This window comes from Pannonibacter phragmitetus (genome assembly GCF_050510895.1).
Lineage (GTDB): Bacteria > Pseudomonadota > Alphaproteobacteria > Rhizobiales > Stappiaceae > Pannonibacter > Pannonibacter phragmitetus_B.
This window is the reverse complement of the sequence record NZ_JBNINT010000002.1, coordinates 123162-138089: the sequence shown is the minus strand read 5'-3', so window position 1 is coordinate 138089 and position 14928 is coordinate 123162. Positions and strand designations below refer to the sequence as shown.

The window sequence follows — 14928 nt, the reverse complement described above, 5'->3', positions numbered from 1 at the left end:
AACTAACCAAACGCTCGAAACTGTTCAGACAAACCGAGCCACCTGTTTTCTGCCGGTGCGCAGTTGATGCCGGGGTGGTGCGCGTAAAGCCTAGCGCCGCAGGAGCCAGAGAAAGTACGGGCCGCCTAGGAGGGCGGCGAGGAGGCCGGGGAGAGGGGCCAGGGCCAGACAAGCGTCTGGCTGGCCCATTCGGCCAGCGTCATCAGCAGTGCGCCGGTGAGGCCGCAGGCGATGCTGGCGCTGGCTGTGCCCCGGAAGCCAAGGCGTGTGACGAGATGCGGCACCAGAATGCCGATGAAGCTGACGGGGCCGGTGACGAGCGTTCCGGCGGCGGTGGCAAGGGCTGCGAGCGTCAGGCCGATGATGCGGGTGCGGCGCACGGACACGCCGAGGCTGATGGCGGCAGGCTCTCCCAGTGCCACCAGATCGACCCTGCGGCTGAGCAGCAGGCTGCCTGCAAGGCAGGCACAGCCGGTGAGAGCGGCAGCCACGGCCACCGGCAGGCTGGTGGACGAGGTGATGCCGGAGAACCAGCCGAGCAGCGCCGCCCCCGCTGGCCGCCGCCCGCCATCACCAGCACAAGCAGGGCATTGGCGGTGCTGGCGATGCCTGCACCAATCAGCAGCATGCGTGCCGGATCAAAGCGGCTGCGCAGGGCAAGGAGTGTCACCGCCAGCATGGCGAGCCCCGCGCCGGTCAGCGTTACGGCAAGCTTCGCCGGGGCGCTGGCGGCGGGCAGGATGACGAGCGCCAGCGCCAGCGCAAGGCCTGCGCCATGGCCGATGCCGAGCAGGTCCGGGCTTGCCAGCGGATTGCGCAGCAGCCGTTGCAGCAGCAGGCCCGCGAGGGCAAGGCAGAGGCCCGCACTGGCCGAGCCGAGCAGCGGCGGCAGGCGCCATTGCCAGATGCGGGCGAGCTCCCCGCCGTCCAGCGCAAGGGACCAGCCGCCGGGCACGCGGCCCATCACAAGGGCGGCGGCAAAGGCCAGGGTCAGGGCAAGGCCCAGCAGCAGCAGGAGGCGCGCGCCCGCCTTGCGCTGCGGTGCCTGCAGCTGAAAGTTCAACGGCACGCTGCCGGAGACACGGCGGGCGAGGAACACGAGCAGGGGGCCTGCAAAGAGCCCTGCCGCCGCGCCCACGGGCAGATCTCCGGCAAAGGGTGCCAGCAGCCGCATGCACTGGTCGGCTGTGAGCAGCAGCAGCGCGCCGGTGAGAGCGGAGGTGGCAATGCCGGGGTTCGCCCGCTGGCGGATGGCCCGCGCAAGGGCCGGGGCGGCCAGGCCGATGAGACCGATCTGGCCGAATTCCGCCGTCACGCAGGCGGCGAGGCAGGAAACGAGGCCCAGCATCAGCAGCTTGACCATGCGCACCGGCAAGCCAAGGCTTGTGGCCCCGGCATCGCCCAGAGCCAGCAGCCGCAAGGGCCGTTCCAGCAGCCACAGGGGGATGATGGCGAGAAGCGCCAGAACCGTGAGCCGCAGCGGCGCGGCCCAGCCGTTCTGTTGCAGCGATCCGGCCTGCCAGGTCAGAAGGTTGCTGAGAAAGTCGTGGTTGAACAGCACCAGCAGCGAATAGGCCGCATTGCACAGAAGGTTCACCATCACCCCGGCGAGCACCAGCTTCTGCGAATTGAGATGAGGCCCCCAGGCAATGGCGAGCACGGCGGCAAGGGCCAGTCCCGCCCCGGCCAGCGCCACAATCTGATAGCCCTGCGACCACAGGACGGGCGCCAGCACCAGCGTTGCGGCCATGCACAGGGCTGCCCCGCCGGTGATGCCCAGCAGCGACGGCTCGGCGAGGGGATTGTTGAAGACGCGCTGGAACACGGCCCCGCCCAGCCCCAGCAGCGCCCCGGCCACCAGCGCCGCCACAATGCGCGGCAGAAGGCTGTAGGTGAGGATCAGCGGATCGGAGGTGCCGGTGATGGCCAGTCCCGCTAGCACCAGTGCAGGCGCGGCCAGCAGACCGGTGAGGAGAGCTGCACGAAGGACTGCACGATGGACAGTACGGGGCGGCATATCAGCGGAAAGGCCGGCGGCGGGCATCAGGATTTTCTCTCCCGCGTCAGGTCCAGAACGGCCTTTGCAACGGAGCGGGCGAGATGCAGCTCCGACAGGCAGCCGCCAAAGGGATAAAACTGGCTGATGCGTGCCAGCCGCCCCTGCCGCACGGCGGGAAGCTGCTGCCAGATCTGGCTGTTGCCGAGTGCCCGTTCGGTCTGGGCGTCCAGCGAGGGGATGGTGATCTGGATCAGGATCGTATCTTCCTGCGGCATCAGCCGGTCCATCCCGGCCTGCGTGAAGCCGCTGGCATTGACCGGTCCCGTCCAGCCGTTGCGGAGCCCGAGGCGCGTCAGCACCGTGTCCGGCATGCTGCCCTTGCCGTAGATCGTGGCGCGCCCGCCGCTCTGGTCGGGCAGGAGGACGCAGACCGGCGGGGCATCGGGAAGGGTTTCCGCAAGATTGGCGGCAAGGGCGCGGGTTTCTTTGGCAATCCGGGCCAGCAGCGCGCTTGCGGCGGTGTCCGGCAGGCCTGCGGCTGCGGCGCATTGGAACAGGATGGCGGCAGAGCGCCCGCCGCTGTCACCCTCGGCCACCACTTCCACCGGTGCAATGTCCTTGAGAAGCGGCGTCATGAACAGGCTCGGCGCACCCAGGAAGATGAGGTCGGGCCGCAGCCGGTCGAGAAGTTCCAGATTGACGGCCCAGAAGGGGCCGATGTCCTGCGTTTCCGGCGGCAGGGCCTGCGGCATGCGCTGGTTGAAATATCCAGTGTCGGCCACGGCCAGCGGCGGCAGGCCAAGGGCCATGAGGGATTCGGCGGCTGCCCAGTCGATAGCCGCAATCCGCCGCCTGCCATCTGCGCGGAGGGGCGGTCCGGCAAAGGGCAGCAGGGCGGCGGCAAGGGCGCTTTTGAGCAGCGTGCGTCTGTCCGGCATGCAATGAGCCCCCGCCGGAGTGTCATCCGGCAGGGGCGCCTTTCTCAGAAATCGACGGTCAGACGGCCCATCACCGTGCGCCGGTCGCCCTGATAGCAGGAATAGCTGGCGTCGCAGGTGGTGTAGTACTTCTTGTCGAACAGGTTGGTGGCGTTGATCTGCAGCTTGGCGTGCTCGTTGACGCGGTAGCTCGCCCCGGCATCAAACAGGGTGCGGCTCGGCACGCTGAAGGTGTTGGCGTTGTTGCCGAACACATCTCCCACGTGGCGGATGCCCGCGCCCAGCGATGCGCCTTCCAGCACGCCGGAGGTGAAGGTGTAGTTCAGCCAGCCGGAGGCCTGATGCTCGGGCACCAGCATGGGCCGCTTGCCGACGTTGCCGGAGGCCGCATCCTTGGTGATTTCCGCCTTCGTGTAGGTGTAGGAGGCGGTGAAATCCCAGTTGCGGGTGACGTTGAACCGGGCTTCCAGCTCGACACCGCGTGACTGGATTTCGCCGGTGGCCACCGCAGTGCCGTTGGAGAGGTAGTTCAGCACGTTGTTCTTGGTGATGTCGAAATAGGCGGCGGTGAAGAGGCCGTCAAAGCCCTGCGGCTGATACTTGATGCCTGCTTCCCACTGGTTGCCCTGCGAGGGATCAAAGGTATTGCCGCTCGCATCCACGCCGCCATTCGGCACGAAGGACTGGGAGAAGCTGACATAGGGCACCAGGCCGAAGGCGGTGACATAGCTGAGGCCTGCACGGCCGGAGAACTGGCCGACATCCAGCTTTGTCGTCGTGCTGTTCAGCCGGTTGTGGGTGTCCATGCTCAGCCAGTCATAGCGCCCGCCAAGCGTGGCGATGAAGCCATTGCCGAACTTGATCTGGTCCTGCACGTAGAGGCCAGTCTGGTGGTAACGTTCGGAATAGTTGATGAAGGCAGCGGTGGGCACCGGCACGTTCACGCCATAGACAGGCCTGAACGGATTGAGGCTCGGGGCAAGCCCCTGGAAACGCTTCACATCCGCATCGGACCAGCTGTAGTCGATGCCCATCAGCGCCTGATGGGAGGCAGGGCCGGTGTCGAACTTCGCGAGCACCTGATTGTCGGCGGTGAAGGCATCGAAGCTTTCGTCAAAGCGGCGGGCGATGCGGGTGACGCCGGAGGAATTCATGCCCGAGAGGAACAGGTTGTCGAGCAGGAAGTCCGTGTGGCCGTAGCGCACATTCTGCTTCACCGACCATGTGTCGTTGAAGCGATGCGCGAATTCGTAGCCGATGGTCTGCTGCTGCTGTTCGCTCTGGTTGAAGTTCGGGTCACCCAGCAGGATGTTCGTCGGCGTGAACAGCATGATGGTGCCGCCGCTCTCGTCGCGCAGCACTTGCCCGCTCAGGGTCAGGCTGGTGTCCGTGCTGGGCTTCCAGGTGATCGCCGGGGCGATCATCAGCCGGTCATCGCCGATCTTCGAGCCGTCGGAATACTTGAACTGGGTGTTGGCATCACGCGCCGTGCCGATGACGCGGTAAAGCACCGTCTTGTCTTCATTCAGCGGGCCGCTCAGGTCAAACTGAGCCTGCTTGCGGTCATGGCTGCCATAGTCGAACGCGATCTGGCGGATGACTTCTTCCGTCGGCTTCTTGCTGGTCTTGTTGACCACGCCGCCCGCATCGCTCTGGCCGAAGAGCGCGGAGGAGGGCCGCGCAGCACTTCAACGGAGTCCAGCTGGTAAGGGTCGGTGCGGAAGAAGCTGTAGCTGCTGGAAACCTGACGCAGCCCGTCCATGTAGGAGCTGGTGGCCTGCGCATTGAAGCCGCGCATCATGATCCAGTCATAGCCCTTGGGGTCCGGGCCATAGGTTTCGATGGCGACGCCCGGCACATAGCGCAGAACTTCGGTCACGCTCTGGGCGTTCTGTGTTTCCATCTGCTTGCGGCCGACGACGGACACGGACTGCGGCACCTCGATGAGCGGCGCGTCCATCTTGGTGGCGCCGGTCACGTTGGTGGCGACGAAGGTCGTGGCGCCGTTGGTGTCGCCCTGCAGCTGGATCTTGTCCAGTGTGGTGCCGCTGGTGGCGGTGGCGCTGGTGCCTGCGTCTGCTGCGGCAGGGTCATAGACCTGCACCGTGCCGGGGTTGCTGAAGCGGTAGGAAAGGCCGGTGCCCTGCAACAGGCGCGACAGGGCTTCGGCAGCCGTCATGGAGCCGCGCACCGGGTTGCCCGAGCGGGTGATGGCCTGGTTCTCGCGCACGACCACGGCAAGCCCGGTAATGCGGCCAATGTCATTGACGGCCTGCGGCACCGGCTTGGCGGCAATGTTGAAGCTGAACTGCTGGCTCGTGGCCTGCGCCCGCACCTCTGCGGTTCCCGCCGTCATGATGGCCACCGGGGTCAGAAGTGTTGCCGCCAGAAGAAGTCCCGTCCGCCGCAGTCCGCCCGACTTGCCCAACCCGTTCAACGCCATGTTACCTGTCCTTAATTTTCAAGGCTTTTGCACGGCGGAAGCCCCCTTCCTGCCGTGTCTCTATCCTCTTCACGGATGAGCGGCGCGGTTCATGAACCGGCGGGATGCGTTTTTTGATTTTTTGAGGCGGCGTTGGGACGGATCAGCGGCAGATGAGAGGGCGCTGCCCCGCCACACACACTGCGTCGTCCCGGACGGAGCGAAGCGGAGATCCGGGAACCACTCATTTCCAGAGCGGTGAAATGTGTTTGCGGCGGAGAGGCGTGCTCTGGCCGGGAGCCAGCCGTTTCGTCAATTCCACCCGCCTCCATACTCAGGCCGCCATGAAGGCTGGCTCAATCTACCGCGAGATCACCGTCAGCCGGCCCGCGACTGAGGTGATGCGGAAGCCGACGGAGGATTGCAGGGCGGCGAGGGCTGCGTCCGTATCGTCCAGCGAGAAGCTGCCGCTGACCAGTTCCCCGGCCAGTGCATCGGAGGTGACGAGAATCCGTCCCTGCCGGTAGCGGCCGATTTCCTGCAACACCGAACCGAGGCTGGCGCGGTAGAAGACGAAACGCCCGTTCCGCCAGGCCAGTGTCTCGTCAAGATCCACAGGGCGGGGCGCAGAGACGCCCTTTTCCCCGAAGTCCACCTGCTCGCCCGGTTTTAGCACGGCCTCAGCGCCTTCGGCGGTGACGGAAACGCTGCCGTGATCCAGCGTGACGGTGCCCCCGCCATCCTGCAGGCGCACGTCGAAACGGGTGCCCAGAACCGTGATGCCGGCGCCTGCGGCGTCCACCGTGAAGGGGCGGGCCTCATTCCGCACCACATCGAAAAAGGCCGTGCCGCGCAACAGGCGCACGCGCCTTTCGCCGGGCGTGAAATCCTCGGCCAGCGCGCTGCCGGCATCCAGCAGTACGGAAGAGCCATCGGAAAGGGTGATGGTGGTGCGGCTGCCGCGCGGGCTGACGTAATCGGCGCGCATGTCCTCGAAAAGCTCCGGCCGCTCCAGCCAGATGGCCCCGCCCAGAACCGCCAGCAGGGCCAGAGCCAGCCCCGTGAGGCGCTGTGTTGTCCGGCGCCGCGCCTTGCGGGCATCCATCGCCTGCAGATAGCGTTCCAGCGCCTCGCCTTCGGCTTCCGCCAGCCGCCGTCCCGGCGCTTCGGCAGCTTCCCAGGCCTGCGCGATGGTGCGGAAGGCCTCGGCATGGGCGCTGTCGGCCTGCCGCCAGGCTTCAAATTCGGCGCGTTTGCGGGCGGTCGGCGTTTGTAGCAGATCCACGAACCAGGCGCGGGCCTCGGCTTCAATGTCCCGTGCCGTGCGATGGGCCGGGCCTTCGCCGGGCGGAGTGGGAGGGGCAGGGCTCATCGGCGTTCTTTCGCGTCCGCTCAATCCGCAGCAAGGCAGCTCTGGCAGGCGGCCATGGCGCGGGCCATGTGCTTTGCCACCATGCGCTCGGAAATTTCCATCACTGCGGCGATCTCGGCAAAGGTTCTGCCATGAATGCGGTTGAGCAGGAAGACGTGGCGCGTGCGCTCCGGCAGGGCGGCCAGCGCCGCATCAACGCCCGTCAGCCCCTGACGCGCCTGCAAAATGTCCTGAGGTGTGGCGGGGGCGGGGGCATACTGGTCCGGAAGCAGGCCGTCCACGAAGGTGCGGCGGGTCTTTTCGGCGCGCAGATGGTCCACAGCGGCATTGCGGGCGCAGCGGGTGAGATAGGCCGGATCTCCGCAGCAGCGCAGGGGCATGCGCTCCCACAAGCGCATGAAAATGTCCTGCACCAGATCGCAGGCCGTCGCCGTGCAGCCAACCCTGCGGTTGATCTGCCGTTGCAGCCGGTCCCGTTCGGACAGGTACAGCGCGGCAATTTGATCCTGATCTGACGGCATGCGCTTCAAGAACCCCATGCCGCAGACGCGGCGGGAAAATCGGAACCGGCATCTGCAATGATCCGGCAGCCCCTCGTGCACGGGTATAATACTTGTATTTAATAGTCAAGTTTATGAGGAACTGAAGGGCGGTGCCGGGATGGCTAAATTGTCACCTTGCCCGACAGCCGCAGTTGGCTTCAGATAGATATATGAATCCCGCAGGATCACGGCGTGAGGGATGTCTGATGACGGACGCGATCAAGTCAGGCGGGCACAAAGATGCCGGGCGCGGCAAGCCAGAGGCGAAAGCTCAGGCTCGGGAGCGTGCGGAAATCTGGCTCCGGGAGAATGCTGCGGCCCTTGCAAGCTCCAATGCCTGGGTGGAAGAGAACGGTCTGCTGCTGGACCAGTACCGGCAATTCTGATGCCAAGGCCTGGCGTTTGTCCGGATGCACACACCGTGCCTGAAACCGAAGACGTTTTAGGGAAAGCCTGCAGTGTGGGCGACTGGGCACAGCGTTTCAGCCCCCTTCCTCCTTGAGGGGCAGTATTTGTAACGGACTGCCAGTCAGGCTCCAGTTCCTCTCCCCCTTGAGGGGCAGAGGGGGTAATTGCCTGTCCGCTTGTAAGAGAGGTTCGGCCGTGTTGAAGCGCTGCCACCCCCTCTGTCAGCTTGCGCTGACATCTCCCCCTCAAGGGGGAGAGGGGCGCTGCGGCAAAAGGAAGGCCAGATCCTCCTCCGTGCGTGCAATGCAAACACTGCCCTCAAGGGAAGGGAAACGAAAGCCCGTCCCATCCCGCAAATCCCCCCGCCCTCAAAACTTCGCAGGTGCGAAGATGCGAAGTCCGGTAGAGAGGTGGGTGAGGGCGTCGCGGGCGAGGGCCAGCATGGCCGGTTGCGGCTGGTTGGTGCCAAGGCCGCGCACCTGGCGCACGTGGTTGATCGCAGCATCGAAATCCGGGAAGCGTTCCGGCAGAGCGAGGTGCAGATACAGCGCAATGACGGTGGCCGAGCGGCTGCGTCCGCCCCGGCAGTGCACCAGCACATGGCCGCGCCGGTGGGGCGGGTAATGCGGCTTGCCGGGGCTGTCCTGCGTCAGCATGCCATGCAGCGCCATGACGCCCGCCAGAAGATGCTGCGGCGCGTTGCCCGGCCCGTCGATGAGGCCGATGTGGGTGCGGCGGATGGTGGTGCCATCGGAAAGGGCGAGGGGAGCCATCTCCACATTGACCGCAAGGTTCATGGTGGAGGTGACGCCTTCGGCCAGCAGCAGGGCGGGATCATCCGCCGCCACCTTGTTGCCGATGAAGAGGCTGGCGCCGTGGGGGCCGAGGCCGCTCGCCACTTCACACAGCACCGGCAGGCGGTCCTCTTCTTCTTCGGGCAGAAGGGCGCTGGCGGGGGCATGCGGGTCATATCCATCTCCTGACCGGCTGCACCGGTCCTAATTGCAGGTCAAGTTCGGGCCCGAAGACAAGGCTGCGGCCAGTGTGCAGCCTTTTGCCAAGGGCGGCAGAGAGTTTCGGCATCGCTTCGGGCGCGGCAAAGGCTGGCACCACATGGCAGGCGCGGGTGTGGTCCGCAAGCCAGAGCGTGTCGCGCAGGCGGGGATGCACATTCCAGCCAAGCCATTCGGCCTTGTCTTGCGCCAGAAGATCAGCGGCGGGTGTGCCGGGGGCACGTGGCTGGAAAAGACGAAACGGAAGCCCTCGTCCGCCCGTGCCAGCAGGCTGGCGGCAAGGCCGGATTCCGCATTCGCCTCGGTGCTGACGATCACATCCGTGGGCTGATAGGCCCCGCTGCGCCCGGCACTTTCGAGAAGGGATGCCAGCTCTTCCCGTGTGCCGGGGTGGCAGATGCCGGTTGCTCTCCGCGCCAGAGCCATCATTTCCGTCAGCACCACCGGGCAGGCGCGGGGCTTTAATCCCTGACGGGCCAGCGCCAGCACCACCTCCGGCCCGCGCCCGGCGGCGGGAACGGGCAGCACCGCGCCGCCGCGCACAGCATCGGCCATCAGGCTGATCTGGTCTGCAAGGCTGGTGTCCCGGTCGCCATAGGAAGCGTCGGTGACGAGACAGGCGGCGCGGGGCGGCGGGTCGAAGGCGAGAAGGCCGGACTCCGGCGTCCAGTCGCCCATGTAGAGAAAGCCGCAGTCCGCCGCTACATGCAGCCAGATGCCGCCCGGCGCATGGCCGCTGCGGCCCGTGGTGATGGTGAGACCCGCCACTTCCGCTGTTCCGGCCAGCGGCAGCAGATGGCGCGAGGCCTGCGGCAGAACCGCTTGCGGGATCTGCGCGAAGGTTTCCGCTGTGGCAAAGACCGGCGGGCTGCCCAGCCTTGCCCGCAGTTGCAAGGCGCCGGCATGGTCCTGATGGGCATGGGAGAGGCACAGGGCATCCACAGGGCCTGCACGGCTCACATCCGGCAGAACGCCGGGTTCGGGCCCCTCGCCAAGGTCAAACAGAATGCGGCGGCCGCAGGTTTCCAGCAAAAAGGCTGCAGGCAGCTTGCCGCCCGTGCCGCTGATGATTTTCAGTTCTGCCAAGGCAGGGCTCCCTTCGGCAGGCGGGAGGAGAACAGCGAGGCGGTGCCCATCAGCAGCAGAATGACAACGATCATCAGGCAGCCAACTGCCGCCGCCAGCGTCGAGGAGCCGCCTTCCTCAAGGAAGACGATCATCGGCCCGATGGTGCGTGCGCCGGAGGAGACGAGCAGGATGGAGACCTGGATCTCGTTCAGCGCCGTCATGAAGACGATGATGCCGCCGGCAATGGCCGAAGGGGCCAGCATGGGCAGGATGATGTCCTTCATCCGGGCGAGGAACCCGGCACCTGCCACACGCCCCGCCTCTTCCAGCGAGCGCTCGATCTGGGCAAAGCCGCCCATCACCGGACGCAGCGCGAGGGCGACGAAGTTGGAGAGGTAAGCAGCCAGAATGATCCAGACCGTGCCATAGATGCTGACGTTGATGAAGGGCAGGGGCCTCAGGAAGAAGAGGATCATGGCCACGCCCAGCACGATGCCCGGCAGCGCATAGGCCAGCTCCGCCGCCAGCTGCACCAGCCGCACGAGCGGGCCTTTGTGCCAGCTGAGGAAATAGGCGAGGAACACCGCCATCCCCACCAGCAGCACAGTGGCTGTCAGCGTCAGGCCGAAGCTCGTCAGGAAGGCTTCCCGGATCGAGGCATGGTGCACCAGCGCATTGGCGTAGTTTTCCAGCGTCAGGCTGGCGAGCGTCAGCTCCTGCCCGAAGCCGCTGACCAGTGACGTGGTGACGAGGGCCGAGAGCGGCAGCAGCAGGGTGAGCGCAAGGAAGACCCACGCCCCGGCTTCCGCAACAATGCGGCCCCTGCCGAGGGAGAAGGTGACCGGCTGGCCGAGGCCATCGACCCGCAGATCCCCGCGCCGGGACAGCCACCCGGCAAGGCCGAGGCCTGCCACGGTGAGGGCGGAGAGCAGCAGGGCGAGCGCAGCCATATCGGACAGAGCCGAGGGGCCGTAGCTGTTGAGCTGCTGGTAGATGAGGGTGATCAGCGTCGGGAAGCGGGCCGGGATGCCCAGCATCGCCTGAATGCCGAAATTGCCGATGGCCGAGACGAAGGCGAGCGCGGCACCGGCCATGATGCCGGAGCGGGCAAGCGGCAGGAGGATGGTGAAGAGCATGCGCCGGTTTCCAGCTCCCGCAGCGCGGGCAGCCTCCGCCAGGTTCTGCGGAATGCGGCGCAAGGTGGCGCGCACGGTCAGGAACACCAGCGGCGCATTGTAAAGCCCCAGCAGCAGGATGATGCCGGTGGCGGAAAACAGTGGGTGTCTTGCCCCCGCAGGCAGGGCAAGGCCGAGCGCACCCAGAAGCGGGCTCGATGGCGAGAAGGCCTGCACCCAGGCAAGGGCGGTGACCTGCGGCGGGATCATTAGCGGCAGCACGAAGCAGAAGATCCAGGCCGTCTTGCCGCGCATGTTGGTGTGCACGGTGAGAATGGCCGCGAGCGTGCCGAGGGCAACCGCGATCACCGAGGACAGAACCGCGACCTGCAACGAATTGAGCGCCGCCGTCAGCACCCGGCCCTTGAGATAGAGCGAAGACAGGCGGTCAATATCCACCACCCCGTCCGGCGCAAGACCGGTCACGGCGAGGCGGGCGAGGGGGCGAAGGAGAGCAGCCCCACGAGAATGGCCAGCCCGCCAAGGACCAGCCAGTCCGAGCGCAAGGGAGCGCCAGACGGCGCCCCCCGAAGCGGAAAGAGTGATGTCGGACATGCCTCAGCCGCCGAAGATCTCGGTGAACTTGGCGCGGGCGGCAGCGTCGGTTTCGACGGCCTTGTCCGCATCCATCGGCAGCAGCTTGATGGTCTCAAGCTTGGGGAAACCGGCCGGCGGGGTGAGGCCAGCGTCGATCGGCAGGTTGCCCTGTGACACCACCAGCTCCTGGCCTTCCTTCGACAGCAGGAAATCGACGAAAGCCTTGGCGGCATCCACGTTCTTGGCCGTGGACATGATGGCCACCGGCTCGGTGATGAAGGAGACGCCATCCTTCGGGAAGATGAAGTCCACCGGCGAGCCCTTGGCCTTGGCGCGGATCACGTCCGCATCGACGACGATTGCATATTTGGCCATGCCGCCTGCGACCGCCTTCAGGGCCGGACCGTTGCCGCCTTCCGGGGCGATATCGAGCTTGGCGAGGCCCTCGTAGAACTCCCAGCCGATGCCCGGCACGTTGACGACGCTGTGCATGTGGTTGAGCGCGGCGCCCGAATAAAGCGGGCTCGGCACGGCGATCTGGCCTTTGTTGTCCTTGCTCAGCAGCTCGCCCCAGGTCTCGACGGGCTTGGCGTTCTGGGTGTTATAGGCAATGCCGGTGGACATGATCTTCGTGCCGAAGAACATCTTGTCCTTGTCATAGGTGCTGGCGTCATAGCCTTCCACCTTGGCTTCCGGATAGGCCATCAGGCGGCCTTCGGCCTTGAGCTGGCCCAGGTTGATGGTGTCGGCCACCAGCAGCACGTCCGGCTTCACGTCGCCAGCGGTGATTTCGGCGCGCAGCACGTTCATCAGCTGGCTGGTGCCGTTACGGGTCCATTCCACGTCGATGCCGGGGTTCTTCGCCTTGAAGGCGTCAACCGTCTGCTGGGCAATTTCCGGCGACTGGGAGGTGTAGAGTACCAGCGTTTCGGCGTGAGCCGTGCCGGCCATCAGCATGAGAGCAAGTGCAGAAAGAAGGCGCATGGTCAGGTCCTGTCGTCTTTGGGGGTAAAAGCCGGGCGGGGCATGTCAGCCCGCATCCGGAATGATCCAGCCGTCTTCGGCCCGGACATGGATGATGCTGCCGGAAGGCAGCGCGAAGTCGCCGGGGGCCTGCAGCGTCAGCGGCAGGTCCGGCATGGCGTGCGGGTGGAAATCCACCTGTGTGTGAGAGCCGCGGAAGATCACCTGGGTGATGGTGGCGGCAAAACCGTCTTCCGGTGTGGGCGCAAGCGCCAGCTCGCCCGGATGCACGCAGATGCTGACCGCTGCCTGCTGCTGCTGGCCGGAGCGGGCGCGCACCTCGTGCCGGTGGCCGAAAATATCCACCATGGCATGGCCTGCGCGGCCCGAAGGCGTGGCATCCGTGCCCGGCAGGATCAGGCCGCCGCCGATGAAACGGGCGACCATTTCGTTCTGCGGCTCGCGGTAAAGCTCACGCGGCTTGCCGAATTGCATCACCCGGCCCGCCTCCATCACCGCAATGCGGCTGGCGAGGGCCATGGCCTCGGACTGGTCGTGGGTGATGTAGATCATGCTGGCGCCGGTGCGGCGGTGAAAGTCGAGGAACTCGCGCTCCATGGAAGCGCGCAGATGCACGTCGAGATTGGCCAGCGGCTCGTCCAGCAGCATCACGGACGGATTGGCCGCAAGGCAGCGGGCAAGGGCGACGCGCTGGCGCTGGCCGCCGGAAAGATCCGACGGGGCGCGGGTGCCAAGCGCTTCCATGCCCACGGTTGCCAGCGCCTCGCGGCAGCGGCGTGCCCGCTCCGCAGAGCTGACACCGGCGACCTTCAGCGCATAGCCGACATTCTCTTCCACGCTCATGTGCGGCCACAGGGCGTAGTTCTGGAAGACGATGCCGATGTTGCGCTTTTCCGGCGGCAGGCTGGCGGCAGGGGAGGCAACCTCGCGCCCGCCCAGGCGGATGGAGCCCGCTTCCAGCGTCTCGAAGCCCGCGATCAGCCGCAGCATCGTGGTCTTGCCGCAGCCGGAGGGACCGAGAATGGCGACGAATTCCCCGTCGTTGACCGTCAGGGACACCCCGTCCACCACGCGCTTGCCGCCATAGCTCCTGGCAATATCCGTCAGTTCGATTCCAGCCACGTGCCGATCCTGAAAGTTGAGTAATTCCAGTTGGTTGATGCGCTTGATCACAGATAAAACTTGATCTGCACACGTGTGCACATTACAGCTGTTATGCTTCGGTTTTATGACGGGGCCAGAGGTTGCAATCCGGCAGGGCTGCCAGTTGGCAAGCAGGTGGGGAGAGGTGAATGCGCAAGGCCGGTTTCGTGACCGCAGCCGAGGTGGCCAAGCTGGCCGGAGTGTCGCGCTCCGCCGTTTCACGCACTTTCACGCCGGATGCCTATGTTTCGCCAGCAGTGCGCGAAAAGGTGCTGCGGGCGGCGGACGAGCTGGGCTACCGGGTGAACCGGCTGGCCAAGGACCTGCAAACCTCCCGCTCCAGCATGGTGGCGATTGTCGGCGCGCGCTTCTACGAGCCTTATGTGGCCGGGCTGCTGGATGACCTGAGCGCCGCGCTGATTGGCCAGGGCCTGCATGCGCTGCTGCTCAATGCCTCGTCGCAGGACATGACGGCGCTGCTCAATCTGGTGCTGGAATACAGGGTGCGGGCGGTGATCGTGCTCTCCGGCGCGCCGCCGCGTGAGCTGATCGACCAGTGCCTGCGCGCCCGCCAGCGCATGATCCTCATTAACCGCCACATGGAAGACGTAGAGGCAGGCGCCATCGAGACCGACGACCGCATGGGCGGACGGCTGGCGGCAGAGCGCCTGCTGGCGGCGGGGCGGCAGAGGCTCTGCGTGGTGCGCTCCGGGGCGGACACACCCAGCCAGCGGCGGCGGGCGGCGGGCTTTCTGGAGCGGCTGGACGAAGAGGGGATCGCCTGCGAACGCTGGGTGGCCGGACGCGGCAACTATGAAGCGGGATGTGAAGCGGCCCGCAGCCTGTTGAGGGGTTCAGGTCCAGCTATTGACGGCGTCTTCGCCGCCACCGACCGCACGGCCCTCGGCTTTCTCAACACGTCGCGGTTTGAAATGGGCGTATCCGTGCCGCAGGACGTGTCCGTGATCGGCTTCGACGACATTCCGGAAGCTGCCTGGTCCTCCCACAACCTCACCACTATCCGCCAATCCGCCCCGGATGTGGTGGCCGCCGTTCTGACGCTGCTGGCCGAAGAAGACGGCGGCACCGAATCCCGGCGCGTGTCGATCCCGGTCACTCTGGTTGAGCGGGGGACGGTGTGAGACCAGCGCGCGACGGGTATGACTCAACGGAATCTGGCCGAGGCCGTACAGGTCAGGTCAACCGTTGATCTATCAATATCAATGGGTGTTGATTATGCAGATGTGTTGTTAAAATACAACTTGGGATGCCCTGCGAGTGAAGGTCCTGGATTTGCCGGATCATCTTCTTGATTTTCTTCCAGATC

The 14928-nt window shown here is 65.8% G+C and carries 13 protein-coding genes and 1 pseudogene; 2 read left to right on the top strand and 12 right to left on the bottom strand.

The annotated features are described in order from the left end of the window. Positions 1-125 precede the first annotated feature (125 nt). The 7 genes and pseudogenes from ACQB61_RS21945 to ACQB61_RS21915 all read right to left on the bottom strand — a co-directional run bounded on the left by ACQB61_RS21945 (position 126) and on the right by ACQB61_RS21915 (position 7252). On the bottom strand, positions 126-491 hold the full coding sequence (locus ACQB61_RS21945; protein ID WP_430514551.1) for an iron chelate uptake ABC transporter family permease subunit: 366 nt from the start codon (positions 489-491) through the stop codon (positions 126-128). Positions 492-625: 134 nt separating this feature from the next. Further along, positions 626-2017 (bottom strand): annotated as a pseudogene (locus ACQB61_RS21940) (iron chelate uptake ABC transporter family permease subunit); the annotation flags it as partial. Between the two features lie 26 nt (positions 2018-2043). Then, complete coding sequence (locus ACQB61_RS21935; protein WP_430514550.1) at positions 2044-2937, bottom strand: ABC transporter substrate-binding protein; 894 nt, start codon at positions 2935-2937, stop codon at positions 2044-2046. Between the two features lie 44 nt (positions 2938-2981). Next, positions 2982-4574: a TonB-dependent siderophore receptor gene (locus ACQB61_RS21930; RefSeq protein WP_430514549.1), complete on the bottom strand. Its 1593-nt coding sequence runs from the start codon at positions 4572-4574 to the stop codon at positions 2982-2984. Then, positions 4475-5380, bottom strand: a complete 906-nt coding sequence (locus tag ACQB61_RS21925; RefSeq protein WP_430514548.1) for a TonB-dependent receptor plug domain-containing protein — start codon at positions 5378-5380, stop codon at positions 4475-4477. The genes ACQB61_RS21930 and ACQB61_RS21925 overlap by 100 nt, the downstream gene beginning before the upstream one ends. 340 nt (positions 5381-5720) lie before the next feature. Next, the gene (locus ACQB61_RS21920; RefSeq protein WP_430514547.1) at positions 5721-6731 is read right to left on the bottom strand and encodes a FecR family protein; all 1011 of its coding nucleotides are present in this window, start codon (positions 6729-6731) and stop codon (positions 5721-5723) included. 20 nt (positions 6732-6751) lie between these two features. Continuing rightward, positions 6752-7252 (bottom strand): RNA polymerase sigma factor, encoded by a 501-nt coding sequence (locus ACQB61_RS21915; RefSeq protein ID WP_430514546.1) that lies wholly within the window; start codon positions 7250-7252, stop codon positions 6752-6754. A 227-nt stretch (positions 7253-7479) separates the two neighbouring features. Between ACQB61_RS21915 and ACQB61_RS21910 the strand changes: the two genes are divergently transcribed. Next, the gene (locus ACQB61_RS21910) at positions 7480-7659 is read left to right on the top strand and encodes a type II toxin-antitoxin system CcdA family antitoxin (protein ID WP_430514545.1); all 180 of its coding nucleotides are present in this window, start codon (positions 7480-7482) and stop codon (positions 7657-7659) included. Positions 7660-8049: 390 nt separating this feature from the next. Here the strand turns inward: ACQB61_RS21910 and ACQB61_RS21905 are convergent, their stop codons facing one another. From ACQB61_RS21905 to ACQB61_RS21885, 5 genes are all read right to left on the bottom strand, one after another. After that, positions 8050-8580, bottom strand: a complete 531-nt coding sequence (locus tag ACQB61_RS21905) for a dual specificity protein phosphatase family protein (protein ID WP_430514544.1) — start codon at positions 8578-8580, stop codon at positions 8050-8052. A gap of 99 nt (positions 8581-8679) precedes the next feature. After that, positions 8680-9780, bottom strand: a complete 1101-nt coding sequence (locus ACQB61_RS21900; RefSeq protein ID WP_430514543.1) for an MBL fold metallo-hydrolase — start codon at positions 9778-9780, stop codon at positions 8680-8682. Beyond that, on the bottom strand, positions 9768-11492 hold the full coding sequence (locus ACQB61_RS21895; RefSeq protein ID WP_430514542.1) for an ABC transporter permease: 1725 nt from the start codon (positions 11490-11492) through the stop codon (positions 9768-9770). The genes ACQB61_RS21900 and ACQB61_RS21895 overlap by 13 nt, the downstream gene beginning before the upstream one ends. Positions 11493-11495: 3 nt before the next feature. Beyond that, positions 11496-12458, bottom strand: coding sequence for an ABC transporter substrate-binding protein (locus ACQB61_RS21890; protein WP_430514541.1), 963 nt, complete (start codon positions 12456-12458; stop codon positions 11496-11498). 45 nt (positions 12459-12503) lie between these two features. Further along, entirely contained in the window at positions 12504-13580 is a 1077-nt protein-coding gene (locus ACQB61_RS21885) for an ABC transporter ATP-binding protein (RefSeq protein ID WP_430514540.1), read from the bottom strand. 170 nt (positions 13581-13750) lie between these two features. On the opposite strand from ACQB61_RS21885, the gene ACQB61_RS21880 reads away from it, so the two are divergent. Then, positions 13751-14743, top strand: a complete 993-nt coding sequence (locus ACQB61_RS21880) for a LacI family DNA-binding transcriptional regulator (protein ID WP_430514539.1) — start codon at positions 13751-13753, stop codon at positions 14741-14743. Positions 14744-14928: the final 185 nt, after the last annotated feature.

Coding starts and splice junctions, on each gene's coding strand:
- ACQB61_RS21920 (WP_430514547.1), bottom strand. CDS start 6,731: ATGAGCCCTGCCCCTCCCACTCCGCCCGGCGAAGGCCCGGCCCATCGC.
- ACQB61_RS21890 (WP_430514541.1), bottom strand. CDS start 12,458: ATGCGCCTTCTTTCTGCACTTGCTCTCATGCTGATGGCCGGCACGGCT.
- ACQB61_RS21895 (WP_430514542.1), bottom strand. CDS start 11,492: ATGTCCGACATCACTCTTTCCGCTTCGGGGGGCGCCGTCTGGCGCTCC.
- ACQB61_RS21915 (WP_430514546.1), bottom strand. CDS start 7,252: ATGCCGTCAGATCAGGATCAAATTGCCGCGCTGTACCTGTCCGAACGG.
- ACQB61_RS21910 (WP_430514545.1), top strand. CDS start 7,480: ATGACGGACGCGATCAAGTCAGGCGGGCACAAAGATGCCGGGCGCGGC.
- ACQB61_RS21880 (WP_430514539.1), top strand. CDS start 13,751: ATGCGCAAGGCCGGTTTCGTGACCGCAGCCGAGGTGGCCAAGCTGGCC.
- ACQB61_RS21925 (WP_430514548.1), bottom strand. CDS start 5,380: ATGGCGTTGAACGGGTTGGGCAAGTCGGGCGGACTGCGGCGGACGGGA.
- ACQB61_RS21935 (WP_430514550.1), bottom strand. CDS start 2,937: ATGCCGGACAGACGCACGCTGCTCAAAAGCGCCCTTGCCGCCGCCCTG.